We start from the raw sequence: 12,664 nt of genomic DNA, 5'->3' as shown, positions 1-12,664 counted from the left end.
GTCGCCCGTTTACTCCACAGGCTCTCCAGCAGCGGCCCAATCCTTGAAACCGCCCTTGTAATGTTCGCGAATGTCCCGACCGGATGCCTGTGCGAATTCGAGGGCCCTCACCGACCGAACGCCGGCCGCGCAGGAAAAGACGATTCGCTTCCCTTCGGGCAGAGCAGACGGATCGAAGGACGAAAGCGGGTGCGAGACGGCCCCCGGGATGTGCCCAGCGGCGAACTCATGGGGCTCGCGAACGTCGACCAGCACGAGCGCCCCTTCGCGAAGCCCCTGCTTGATGGCGTCCCGGTCGAGATCGATGACTCTTGGCGCTTCACTCATGCAAATTCCTCCCTGCGATGAAGCACTCATACCGGCTTCGCAGGGAGGAGCGCAATCAATCGCTCTTCAGGCGAGCGGTGGAATCCGCAGAACCCAGCCCGGCTGGATCATGTCCGGATCCTTGACCGGCGGGGAGTTGGCCTTGACGATTTCGGTATATTTCGCGCCCTTACCCTTGCCGTAATGCTTCTCGGCGATCTCCCAGAGGGTGTCGCCTTTCTGGACCGTGTACATGGTCGAGGCTGCAGAGGGCTGCTGGACCTTGAGTTCCGAAGTGTCGACCTCGGCCACGCCATAGGTGTTGCCAAGAGAGAGAATGATCTTCTCGGCCTCCTCCTGATTGGTGGCTTGGCCCGAGAGTTTCACCTTGTCGCCTTCGACCTGAATTCCGAGCTTGGTCGCGTCGAACCCGTGACCCTTGACCTCCTCCTGCAGCTTTTCCGGAGTCGCGGCCGCTGCACTTCCACCAAAGATCTTGGCGCCTGCCTCCTTGATGAATTTGAACAGACCCATGTCATCCTCCTGGTGCTCCGCCTGGCTCACGATGGCCAAGCTGAGATGAAGACGCGCGGTCGTTCCAAGGGTTCCGGTCAGGCCAGGCTTGAGAACACATCGGCCAGCGACGGCAGGCGATCCTTGAGCCGGAGCAGCGCGATCAGCTCGATCTGTTCGATGGCCGTTTCGAATTCTATGTCCTGCTCATGATCCAGCCGCTCCTCGAACGCGGCGAGGATCTCGTCCTTCGAGCGGCCCTTCACCGCCATGATGAAGGGGAAGCCGAATTTTTGCTTGTAGGCATCGTTCAACTTCAGGAAGCGATCGCGCTCAGCCTCCGTCAGGCTGTCGAGACCCGCGGAGGATTGCTCGTTGCGGGAATCCGCCGTGAGATCGGCAAGCTTCAGGCGCCCGGCGAGATCGGGGTGGGCGTTGATCAGCGCCAGCTTCTGTTCGCGGGTCGCCTCCGAGAGCACCTGGACCATGGCGGCATGTAGCCCCTCCGCCGTGTCCTGCCCTGTCGTCAGGCCGGCATCGAAAGTGCGTTCGGCAATCCAGGGCGAATGCTCGAAGATGTCTCCGAACAGTTCGACGAACAACATCCGGCTCATGCGGCTCGGCTTCAAATCGACCGGACGATGATGGCGGATCCAGTGGCGCGCAATGTCGATGCGACGCGCCACCCAGACATTCTCGTGTGAGGCAACATAATCCAGGAAGCGAGCGAGGGCCGCGGCCCGTCCCGGACGGCCGACGAGGCGGCAATGGAGGCCGACCGACATCATCTTCGGCGCGGTTTCGCCTTCCGCATAGAGCGTGTCGAAGCTGTCCTTCAGATAAGCGAAGAACTGATCGCCCGCATTGAAACCCTGCGGGGTCGCAAAGCGCATGTCGTTGGCATCGAGCGTATAGGGCACGATCAACTGTTGCCGCTCACTGTGCTGCTCCCAATACGGCATCTCGTCCGCATAAGAGTCGGCGCTATAGAGAAAACCGCCCTCCTCCGCCACGAGGCGGTTGGTATGCTCCGAGGTGCGTCCCGTATACCAGCCGAGAGGCCGCTCGCCCGTCACTGCCGTGTGGATGCGGATCGCCTCCTTCATGTGCGCCCGCTCCTCTTCCGCCGAGAAGTCTCGGTAGTCGATCCACTTGAGCCCATGGCTCGCGATCTCCCAATCGGCCTCCTTCATGGCGGCGACTGCCTCCGGATTGCGCATGAGGGCCGTGGCGACGCCATAGATGGTCACAGGCAGGTTGCGCTCCGTGAACATCCGCCACAGGCGCCAGAAGCCGGCGCGGGAGCCGTATTCGTAGATCGACTCCATACTCATGTGCCGCTGGCCGAGCCAGGGTTGTGCGCCCACGATCTCCGACAGGAATGCCTCGGATGCCCGGTCGCCATGGAGGATGTTGTTCTCGCCGCCCTCTTCGTAGTTGATCACGAACTGGACGCAGATCCGAGCCCCGTTCGGCCAGCGCGGATGGGGCGGATTGCGGCCGTAGCCGACGAGGTCGCGGGGATAGGATGTCTCAGGCAAGGTCAGCTTCCTCGATAGGTGGAATAGCTCCAGGGCGAAACGAGGAGCGGAACGTGATAATGCCCGTCGGGCTCTGCGATTGTGAAACGGATCGGTACGACATCCAGAAATGGCGGATCGGCCGTCGCCGTGCCGAGGGCTCTGAAATAGGCCCCGACCGCGAAGACAAGCTCGTAGGTTCCTGTGTGGAATGCTTCATTGATCATCAAAGGCGCGTCCGTGCGTCCGTCGGCATTGGTTGTCGTCTGCAGGATCGAACGGCGCTTCTCGCCCTCGATGGCGAAAAGCTCAATGGCGATACCGCGTGCGGGCTTGCCGTTGGCGGTATCCAGAACGTGGGTGGACAGGTGTCCCATGAAACCTCGCGGGTGGAGAACAGCTTCGTTGGCCTTCGGAAATCTTTCGGGCCCGTGCCCTGGCGTCAAGCCGCATCCATAAGTCTAGTTGCGGAAATGTCGGTTTTCCGGAACAGGGCTCCTGTTGAAAAAGCCCGAAACCGGCCTTTCGCAAAAGGGATCGCCGCCGCGAGCATCAGATTGATCCTGAAAGTGGAATCCACTTTCAGGATCAATCTGATGCTCGTCTTCTTGACTGGCGCATCGCTCTGAGCGGAAAACCGGGTCCACTTTTCCGCGCGATGCGCTAGGCTACGCATTCCTTCACCGCTCAAGTGACTGCATGATCGACCCGCAAATTTCCGAATGGATCAGCCAGATCATCCGCTGGGTCCATGTGATTACGGCCATCGCCTGGATCGGCTCGTCCTTCTATTTCATCCATCTGGATCTCAGCCTGAAGAAGCGGGAAGGGCTGCCCGAGGGCGTCGGCGGCGAGGCGTGGCAGGTCCATGGCGGCGGGTTCTACAACATGCGCAAGTATCTCGTTGCGCCACCCGAACTGCCGAAGGAACTCACGTGGTTCAAGTGGGAGAGCTATTCCACCTGGATCAGCGGGTTCTTCCTGATCGTCTGGGTTTATTACCTCCACGCCGACCTCTACACGATCGATCCGGCCGTGCGCCCCCTCGAATTTTGGCAAGCGCCCGTCATCGGCATCGGCGGCATCGTGGTAAGCTGGTTCGTCTATGAAGGTCTCTGCCGCTCTCCCTTGGGCAAGAACGGCGTCGTCCTCGGCGTCGCGCTCTTTGTCTATATCCTGCTGGCTGCTTTCGCCTTCACCCAGGTATTCAACGGCCGCGCCGCCTTTCTCCATACGGGCGCGATGATCGCCACCTGGATGTCTGCGAGCGTCTTCTTCATCATCATCCCGAACCAGAAGAAGGTAGTAGACGAACTCCTGGCCGGCCGCTCGCCGGACCCGAAACTCGGCAAGGAAGCCAAGCTGCGCTCGACGCACAACAACTACCTGACCCTGCCGGTCATCTTCCTGATGCTGTCGAACCACTACCCGCTCGCGTGGTCGTCGCACTACGCGGTCGCCATCATCGGGCTGATCGTCATCGCGGGCGCGGTCATCCGGCACTTCTTCAACTCGCAGCATGCGGGCAAGGGCTCGCCCTGGTGGACCTGGGGCGTCGCCGCGGCTTCCGTCGCTCTCGCGATCTGGCTTTCGATCCTCGGCAAACCCGGCAACGCCAACCTGGCAGCAGCTCCCGTGGATGCGACGCCTCCGGCCGTTACGGCATCCTTCGATGAAGCCGTGCTCGCGATCCAGTCCCGCTGCTCCATGTGCCATGCGGCCGAGCCCGTCTGGGATGGCATCGCCACGGCGCCGAAAGGCGTGCGTCTCGACACGCCGGAGGAGATCGCCCGCCATGCGGAGATCATCCGCATCCAGAGTGTGCTGACCCACGCCATGCCGCCCAACAACATCACCGAGATGACCCTGGACGAGCGCAAGGCTGTGGCAACCTGGCTCGCGGCCAAGGAAACGGCCACTCGCTAAATCCGTGCAGACCGCACCAACAATGACAACCAATGGAGGAATCGAGTGACCGAACTCACCCTTGAAACGGCCCAGAAAATTGCCACCGCCACCCTCAAGACCGCGCGGGAAAAGTCCTTCAAGCCACTTTCCGTCGTCGTCTATGACGCCCGCGGCGCCGTCAAGACGCTCCTGTCGGAGGACGGCACCAGCCTGAAACGGGCCGAGATCGCCATGGGCAAGGCCTATGGTGCCCTGGCGCTCGGGGTCGGCTCCCGCGCTCTTCACAAAATGGCTACCGACCGTCCCTATTTCGTGGCCTCGGCGACCCATGCGGTCGGCGGGCAGCTCGTGCCGGTTCCGGGCGGCGTCCTGATCAAGGATGCCCAAGGCCAAGTTCTCGGATCCGTGGGCGTCTCCGGGGATACCTCCGACAACGATGAAATTGCCGCGGCCGGCGGGATCGAAGCAGCAGGACTGGTGTTCGATACAGGAGCCTGAAGCTTCTCCACACGACCAAAGTCTTGCTTTTCTTCAAGTTTTATTGTTGCAAGGGATAGTACTGGACATAAACAGTTGATTGATCAACAAATAGGGCAAGGTCACTGCCCTACCGGCTCTGACCGAGATAATTCCAATACCCTGAGAGAAAACCAGAAAGGGAACGCGTCCAATGTCATCATGGATCAAACGCACGGCTCTCGCTGCCGTCGCCACGGCTGCCCTCATGAGCGCCGCGTCGGCTCAAGTCGTCTACAACCGCGCCAATTCGGGCGAGCCTGAGACGCTCGACACCCACAAGACCTCGACTGTTCAGGAAGCACACATCCTGCGCGACATGCTCGAAGGTCTCGTGACCTACAGCGCCAAGGGTGAAGCCGTCCCCGGCCAGGCCGAGAAGTGGGAGATCAGCGACGACGGCAAGACCTATCGCTTTACGCTTCGTAATGGCCTGAAGTGGTCGAACGGCGATCCGGTTACGGCAGAAGACTTCGTCTATTCTTACCGCCGCATCATGGATCCGGCGACCGGCGCGAAATACGCCAATATCCTGTATCCCATCAAGAATGCCGAGAAGATCAACAAGGGCCAGGGCAAGCCCGAGGAACTGGGCGTGAAGGCCGTCGATGCCAAAACCGTCGAGATCACCCTCGAGTCACCGACTCCTTACTTCATCGAGCTGTTGACCCACCAAACCAGTCTGCCCGTCCACAAGGCCTCCGTCGAGAAGTTCGGCAAGGACTTCGTGAAGCCCGGCAACATGGTCACGAACGGCGCTTACAAGCTCGTCGAGTTCGTGCCGAACTCCCACATCAAGCTCGCTAAGAACGAGAACTACTACGACGCCAAGAACGTCCAGATCGACACGGTCAACTACTTCCCGACCCCGGACTTCGCCGCGATGGTCCGTCGCTATGAAGCCGGCGAGCTCGACACCACCGACGACGTGCCGGCCGACCAGATGAAGTCGCTCAAGGAGCGCTTCAAGGATCAGGTCCGCCTCGGCCCGTATCTCGGCACCTGGTACATGGTCGTGAACTCCAATAAGGCTCCGTTCAACGACGTGAAGGTGCGTCAGGCCCTCTCCATGCTGGTCGACCGCGAGTTCATCGCCGAGCAGATCTGGGGCCAGACCATGCAGCCGGGCTACTCGTTCATGCCTCCGGGCGTGGGCAATTACGGCGATCCGGCCTACATGAGCTACAAGGACCAGTCGCCGATCGACCGCGAGGACGCCGCCAAGAAGCTCCTCACCGAGGCTGGCTTCGGCCCCGGCAAGCCGCTGAAGGTCGAGATCCGTTACAACACGACGGACAACAACCGGAACACGGTCATCGCCATCTCCGAGCAGTGGAAGCAGGCCGGCATCGAGACCTCCTTCATCAACACGGACGGCAAGACCCACTTCGCCCACCTGCGTGACGGCGGCGACTTCGACATCGCCCGCTACGGCTGGATCGCCGACTACTCGGATCCGAACAACTTCCTGTTCCTCCTCAAGAGCGACAACAGGGGCTTCAACTACGGCAAGTACAACAATCCGGAGTTCGACAAGCTGCTCGACAGCGCGGCCAAGGAGCTGGATCTGAAGAAGCGCGCCGATATGCTGAAGCAGGCCGAGACGATCCTCATGAAGGACATGCCCTGGATTCCGATCATGTACTACGGCAAGAGCAACTTGATCTCGCCGAAGATCAAGGGTTTCGTGCAGAACACCAGGGGCGTCTATCCGACGCGGTATCTGTCGAAGACACAGTAAAAATAATTCTGATAAAGGGGGCGGTCTGCTTGTCAGGCCGCCCTATTCTTTTACTGTTATGCTGTAGCAGCGGGAGGAGCTTTCCGTGCTCTCCTTCATCTTTCGCCGTTTCCTGTCGGCCATCCCGACCCTCTTCATCATCATTACGATCTCGTTCTTCCTGATCAGGCTCGCCCCAGGCGGCCCATTCGATCTGGAGCGGCCTCTCGAGGCCAAGGTGATGGAGAATCTCAACCGGATCTATCAGCTCGATAAGCCGCTGATCCAGCAATACTGGCTCTATCTGAGCGCCGTCATGCACGGCGATTTCGGTCCGTCCTTCATCTTGCGCGACTTCACCGTCGGAGAGCTCTTTGCGCGCGGCCTGCCGATTTCGATGACGCTCGGCGCGCTAGCCCTCTCCTTCGCGATCATCGTCGGCGGCACCCTCGGTGCCATCGCGGCCTTGCGCCAGAACAGCACGATTGACTACCTGGTCACCGGTATGGGAGCGCTTGGCCTGACCATTCCGAACTTCGTGGTCGCGCCGATCTTCCAGATCGTCTTCGGTTTGACCCTCGCGTGGCTACCCGTAGCCGGTTGGGCCAATGGGAACATTCGCAATCTCATTCTCCCGGTGCTGGTGCTCGCCCTACCGCAGATCGCCGTCGTCGCGCGTATGACCCGCGCCGCCATGATCGAGAACCTGCGCTCCAATCATATCCGGACCTTACGTTCGCTCGGCCTGCCCACGAGGGTGATCGTCGTTCACGCCCTGCGCGGAGCTGCTCTGCCCGTGGTGTCCTATCTCGGACCCGCAGCAGCAGCCCTGCTCACCGGCTCGGTGGTGGTGGAAACCATCTTCGGTCTGCCGGGCATTGGTCGCTACTTCGTCGAAGGCGCCCTTAACCGTGACTACACGCTCGTCATGGGTACGGTCGTGGTGGTCGCCGTCTTCGTTCTGCTCTTCAACCTCGTGGTCGATATTCTCTACGCCCTTATCGATCCGCGCATTCGCTACGAGTGAGATCTCCCATGGCTGAAGGCGCCGTTCTTCCTGTCGAGACCATGACAGGTCCCATCACCGGACGCTCCCTCTGGGCCGAGGCCCGCGGGCGTCTCATCCGCAACCGCGCTGCGCTGACCAGCATCATCGTGCTGGGCTTGATCGCGCTCGCCTGCATCTTCGGACCGTTCCTTACGGGCCATCCCTTCGACCGGGTCTATCCGGACTATGTGAAGGTGCCCGCAAGCCTTGAGGCCTATCCGAAGGCCGATCAGATCGAGCCGAATATCGAGCGCATCGGCGCCCGCGTCCGCGCGAGGGCCGAGAACATCACGATCGACAACGATGTCGTTCACATGACGCTCGTGAGCTCCAGCAGCCGGCCGATCGACGAGCGGCTGCTTGCCTATTTCGAGCGCTCGGACCTGTTCGGCCCTGCCAAGGTCGTCGAGAAACAGCAGGACGGCCAACGGCTCGTCGTCGATGTGCCTCTGAAGCGGCAGTACTTCTTCTTCGGCACCGACACCAATGGACGCGATCTTCTGACACGCACCATGAAGGCAGGTCAGGTTTCGCTCGCCATCGGCTTGCTTGCGACCTTCGTGGCGATCCTCATCGGCGTGATCTATGGCGCAACCTCCGGCTATCTCGGCGGACGCGTCGACCTCGTGATGATGCGCGTCGTCGATATTCTCTACTCGCTGCCCTTCATCTTCTTCGTGATCATGCTGGTCGTGTTCTTCGGCCGCAATTTCGTGCTGATGTTCATTGCGGTCGGCGCGGTCGAGTGGCTCGACATGGCCCGCATCGTTCGTGGACAGACGCTCTCCATCAAGCGGCAGGAATACGTCCAGGCCGCCGAGGCATTGGGCGTCGAGACGAAGGGCATCATTCGTCGCCACGTGATCCCCAATACGCTGGGGCCTGTGGTCGTCTATATGACACTTCTCGTGCCGAAGGTGATCCTTCTGGAAAGTTTCCTCTCCTTCCTTGGTCTCGGCGTCCAGGAGCCGAACACCAGCCTCGGCGTCCTGATTTCCGAAGGCGCCAAGAACATCCAGGGCGCCACCTGGATGCTGATTTATCCCTCCATCACGCTCGTCACGATCCTTTTCTGCCTGAACTTCATCGGCGACGGCTTGCGCGATGCTCTCGACCCGAAGGATCGCTGACATGAAGGACGCCAACATGGCCGAACCCGTTCTTTCCGTCCGCAACCTTCACGTTCGATTCCGTACCGGCGACGGCATTCTCCATGCGGTGAAGGGCATCGACCTCGATATCAATCCGGGCGAGACCGTCGCCATCGTCGGCGAGTCCGGATCGGGCAAGAGCCAGACCATGATGTCTGTCATGGGGCTCCTCGCTTCGAACGGCTGGGCCGAGGGCTCGGTCAAGTATCGCGGCGCGGAGCTTGTGGGTCTCTCTCCCGACAAGCTCAACAACTATCGCGGCTCCAAGCTCACGATGATCTTCCAGGAGCCGATGACCTCGCTCGATCCGCTCTACCGGATCGGGGATCAGCTTGCTCTACCGCTTACCACCCATGGCGGCTTGGGCAAGGCCGAGGCGCGCAAGCGTGCCATCGAGCTTCTGGAGCTCGTCCGCATCCCGGATCCCGCCCGGCGCATCGATGCCTATCCGCACGAGATGTCCGGCGGCCAGCGCCAGCGTGTCATGATCGCCATGGCGCTCGCCAACAATCCGGACGTGCTGATTGCCGACGAGCCAACGACGGCTCTCGACGTGACCGTCCAGGCCCGTATCCTGGAGCTTCTGGCGGATCTGCAGAAGCGGCTCGGCATGTCGATCGTTTTCATCACGCACGATCTCGGCGTCGTGCGCCGTTTTGCCGACCGCACCTATGTCATGAAGCGTGGTGAAGTGGTCGAAAGCGGCCGCACCAACGATATCTTCGCGGCGCCGAAGCACCCCTACACGCAGATGCTCATCGATGCCGAGCCGACCGGCCGCAAGGAGCCTGTCGCATCCACAGCCCCGCTGGTGCTTGATGCGAAGAACATCGCGGTCCAGTTTACGCTCGAAAAGAGCTTCTTCGGCAAGGCAACCCACGTGCTCAAGGCCGTCGACGATGTGAGCCTGAGAGTTCGCGCCGGCGAGACGGTGGGGGTCGTGGGCGAATCCGGCTCCGGCAAATCGACGCTCGGCCGCGCCATCCTGCGCCTGCAGCCGGCCTCCGGTATGGTGCGCTTCGAAGACCGCAACCTCATGCCGCTCGACCGGGGTGGCATGCGCCCCTTGCGACGGCACCTTCAGCTCGTCTTCCAGGATCCTTTCGGCTCCCTCTCGCCGCGCATGACGGCGGGCGAGATCGTGACCGAGGGTCTCCTCGTCCATGAGCCCAGCATCTCCCGCAAGGAGCGCGACCGGCGCGCAGCCCAGGCCTTCGAGGAGGTCCAGCTCGATCAGGCTTGGCGCAACCGCTTCCCGCACGAGTTCTCCGGCGGCCAGCGTCAGCGCATCGCCATTGCCCGCGCCATGATCCTGCACCCGAAACTCGTGGTGCTCGACGAGCCGACCTCGGCGCTGGACCGCTCGGTCCAGAAGGAGATCGTCGAGCTGCTGCGCAATTTGCAGAAGGCCCATGGCCTCGCCTACATCTTTATCAGCCACGACCTCGCCGTCGTGCGAGCCCTCTCCGACGAGATCATGGTGATGAAGAGCGGCAAGGTGATGGAGCGCGGCACGGCCGAAGAGATCTTCGACCGGCCTCAGGAGGAATATACCCGCGACCTGATCGCGGCGGCCTTTCTGACCGAGCGCAACAAGGCCGAGGCAGCAACCCAGCCCCTCGCTTCGTAAGGCTGGAACCAGATTGCCGGGCGTGGATTTGACTCCACGTCATGGCAAAGCTCGCAGCCTATCGCGCCAAGCGCGACTTCACCAAAACCTCCGAGCCGGCGGGCAAGACCTCCCGCCGGCGGGGAGCGTCATTCGTTATCCAGAAGCACGACGCCTCGCGCCTGCACTACGATTTCCGTCTGGAGCTCGACGGTGTCCTGAAGAGCTGGGCGGTGGCGAAGGGCCCGAGCCTCGTTAAAGGCGAGAAGCGCCTTGCCGTCCATGTCGAGGATCATCCACTCGATTATGGCGACTTCGAAGGCACTATCCCGGAAGGCCAATATGGCGGCGGTACCGTTCTGCTATGGGACCGGGGGACATGGGAGCCGGAGGGTGATGCCCGTGAGGGCTACGAGAAGGGCCGCCTCACCTTCCATCTCGATGGCGAGAAACTGCACGGGACGTGGCATCTCGTCCGCATGGGCAAGCGCCCCCGCGAAAGGCAGGAATCCTGGCTTCTGATCAAAGCAGACGATGCCTATGCCCGCATCAAGGACGATCCGGATATACTAGATGAAGCGCCTCTGTCGGTGAAAACCGGACGCTCTCTGGAGGAGATTGCACCGGGCCGCATGGCCAAGAGTTCTGCGAAGCGGAAAGCGCCGACGAAGAAGACGGCCTCAGCCAAACCTGAAAAACCTTCGAAGCGAGGCTCCTCAAAGTCCAAGACATCGGACGACCGTTCGGCCGACGTGGCCGGTGTGACCCTGACTCATCCGGATCGTGTGCTGTGGGAGGATCAGGGTCTCACCAAGCAGGAACTGGCGGAGTTCTATGTCGGCATCCAGGATTGGCTGTTGCCGCATCTGATCGATCGCCCTCTCACGCTCATCCGCTGTCCCGGAGGAGCGGAAAAGAAATGCTTCGTCCAACGTCACTCCTGGGCGGGCATGAGTTCCTTCATCCACCCGGAGATGGTGCCGGACGGAAAGAGCAAGCTGGAAGTGCTGACCGTTCGCGACATCCAGGGCGTTGTCGCGCTCGTGCAATCGGGCGTGCTGGAAATGCATGTCTGGGGCGCGACGCTGGCCGACCTGGAACGGCCCGACCGGCTCATCTTCGACTTCGATCCCGGAGAAGGCGTGGAATGGCCGCGCGTGATCGAGGGCGCGCTCGCTCTCCGTGAGCGTCTGAAGGGATTGCAGCTGGAAGGCTTCGTGAAGACGACCGGCGGCAAGGGTCTGCATGTGGTTGTGCCGATCAAGCCAAAAGCACCTTGGAAGGATGCCAATGCCTTCACGCGGGAGATCGCCGAGGCCATGGCGGCCGACGAGCCTGATCGCTACACGACCACGTCCGTCAAGCAGGAGCGCGCGGGTCGCATCTTCATCGATTACCTGCGCAACAACCGGGAAGCCTCGGCAATCGCGCCCTATTCGTCTCGCTCACGACCCGGCGCTCCCGTGGCGACGCCGGTAGCCTGGGAAGAGCTGTCGTCCGATCTCAAACCCAACGGCTTCACCGTCGAGAATTTGAGCAAGCGCCTTACCACGCTGAAGCGAGATCCCTGGGCGGGAATGAACAAGGTCGATCAGGTGCTACCCGAGCGCCGCACTGCGAAGCGAACATCGCGAAAAAGGTAAGACTCAGAAGATCGGAGCCTTGATCCCTTCCACCTCGAGCGCCTTCTGCACGGCGGGTCGTGCTAGCACACGCTCGGCGAGAGCGTTCAGGTTCGGGATGCTGCGTGGCGGGCGCGGCATGCCTCGGCCCCAGCGGATCAGCATGAACAGGAAGAGGTCCGCGGCGGAGAAGCGTTCGCCGAGAAGCCATGTCCTGTCGCCAAGCTGTCCAGAGATCACGTCGAACATGCGATTGAGGCGCTGCTCCGCTGCCTGCTTCACGACGGGCGCAGCCGCCTCGTCAGTCACATGCTCATGTGGATAGAACCAGGCGCGATACTCCGCCTGCGGCGTATTCGTGAGATGAATCATCCACTTGTAGAACTCGGCCCGCTCCGCCGTTCCGACGGCGGGGGCAAGGCCCGCATCTGGGAACTTGTCGGCAAGGTGCAAGGCGACAGCCGCCGTTTCGAACAGAACCAAGTCGCCGTCGATCAGAACCGGAATGCGTCCGCTGGGATTGAGCTTGAGATAATCCGGGCTTTTCTGGGCGTTCTGCCCCCGGTCCACGAGGCGCAGCTCAAACTCGGCGCCGATTTCCCGCAGCATCATGTGCGGCAGCAGGCTGGCATTGCCGGGATAGTAGTAGAGTGAAAGCATCGTGGCAGCCTCTTCCATTTGGACTGGTAAAACTCTGGTAAGTCCTGTCAGGACAACCGTAAAGAGTGCATCGGCAACGATCCAAACCTTC

Annotated in this window: 12 protein-coding genes; 7 read left to right on the top strand and 5 right to left on the bottom strand. The window is 61.3% G+C overall.

Annotated features, from left to right (window positions below; all coding sequences use genetic code 11):
- Window positions 1–9: 9 nt before the first annotated feature.
- The 4 genes from JO965_RS08595 to uraH form a co-directional block, all read right to left on the bottom strand.
- Window positions 10–327, bottom strand: coding sequence for a rhodanese-like domain-containing protein (locus tag JO965_RS08595; protein WP_203443260.1), 318 nt, complete (start codon window positions 325–327; stop codon window positions 10–12).
- 66 nt (window positions 328–393) lie between these two features.
- The gene (lysM, locus tag JO965_RS08590; protein ID WP_203443259.1) at window positions 394–840 is read right to left on the bottom strand and encodes a peptidoglycan-binding protein LysM; all 447 of its coding nucleotides are present in this window, start codon (window positions 838–840) and stop codon (window positions 394–396) included.
- Window positions 841–917: 77 nt separating this feature from the next.
- The gene (puuE, locus tag JO965_RS08585) at window positions 918–2,360 is read right to left on the bottom strand and encodes an allantoinase PuuE (RefSeq protein WP_203443258.1); all 1,443 of its coding nucleotides are present in this window, start codon (window positions 2,358–2,360) and stop codon (window positions 918–920) included.
- A 2-nt stretch (window positions 2,361–2,362) separates the two neighbouring features.
- Window positions 2,363–2,716 carry a hydroxyisourate hydrolase gene (gene uraH / locus JO965_RS08580; protein WP_203443257.1) on the bottom strand — a complete coding sequence of 118 codons (354 nt, stop codon included), beginning with the start codon at window positions 2,714–2,716 and terminating at the stop codon, window positions 2,363–2,365.
- A gap of 322 nt (window positions 2,717–3,038) precedes the next feature.
- Between uraH and JO965_RS08575 the strand changes: the two genes are divergently transcribed.
- The 7 genes from JO965_RS08575 to ligD all read left to right on the top strand — a co-directional run bounded on the left by JO965_RS08575 (window position 3,039) and on the right by ligD (window position 11,934).
- A complete protein-coding gene (locus JO965_RS08575) occupies window positions 3,039–4,265 on the top strand; it encodes a urate hydroxylase PuuD (protein ID WP_203443256.1) in 1,227 nt (408 codons plus the stop codon).
- Window positions 4,266–4,310: 45 nt separating this feature from the next.
- Window positions 4,311–4,745, top strand: coding sequence for a heme-binding protein (locus JO965_RS08570; RefSeq protein WP_203443255.1), 435 nt, complete (start codon window positions 4,311–4,313; stop codon window positions 4,743–4,745).
- 172 nt (window positions 4,746–4,917) lie between these two features.
- Entirely contained in the window at window positions 4,918–6,504 is a 1,587-nt protein-coding gene (locus tag JO965_RS08565; protein ID WP_203443254.1) for a peptide ABC transporter substrate-binding protein, read from the top strand.
- 85 nt (window positions 6,505–6,589) lie between these two features.
- Window positions 6,590–7,510, top strand: a complete 921-nt coding sequence (oppB, locus tag JO965_RS08560) for an oligopeptide ABC transporter permease OppB (RefSeq protein ID WP_203443253.1) — start codon at window positions 6,590–6,592, stop codon at window positions 7,508–7,510.
- Window positions 7,511–7,518: 8 nt separating this feature from the next.
- The gene (locus tag JO965_RS08555) at window positions 7,519–8,661 is read left to right on the top strand and encodes an ABC transporter permease subunit (RefSeq protein ID WP_203443252.1); all 1,143 of its coding nucleotides are present in this window, start codon (window positions 7,519–7,521) and stop codon (window positions 8,659–8,661) included.
- 1 nt (window position 8,662) lies between these two features.
- Window positions 8,663–10,312: an ABC transporter ATP-binding protein gene (locus JO965_RS08550; protein WP_246776782.1), complete on the top strand. Its 1,650-nt coding sequence runs from the start codon at window positions 8,663–8,665 to the stop codon at window positions 10,310–10,312.
- A gap of 41 nt (window positions 10,313–10,353) precedes the next feature.
- Window positions 10,354–11,934, top strand: coding sequence for a non-homologous end-joining DNA ligase (gene ligD, locus JO965_RS08545; protein ID WP_203443251.1), 1,581 nt, complete (start codon window positions 10,354–10,356; stop codon window positions 11,932–11,934).
- A 3-nt stretch (window positions 11,935–11,937) separates the two neighbouring features.
- Here the strand turns inward: ligD and JO965_RS08540 are convergent, their stop codons facing one another.
- Entirely contained in the window at window positions 11,938–12,573 is a 636-nt protein-coding gene (locus tag JO965_RS08540; protein WP_203443250.1) for a glutathione S-transferase family protein, read from the bottom strand.
- Window positions 12,574–12,664 lie beyond the last annotated feature (91 nt).

Origin of the sequence: Microvirga sp. VF16 (assembly GCF_016864375.1) — a bacterium.
In the GTDB taxonomy this organism is placed as follows: Bacteria; Pseudomonadota; Alphaproteobacteria; order Rhizobiales; family Beijerinckiaceae; genus Microvirga.
This window is presented reverse-complemented; position numbering and strand designations above follow the sequence as displayed.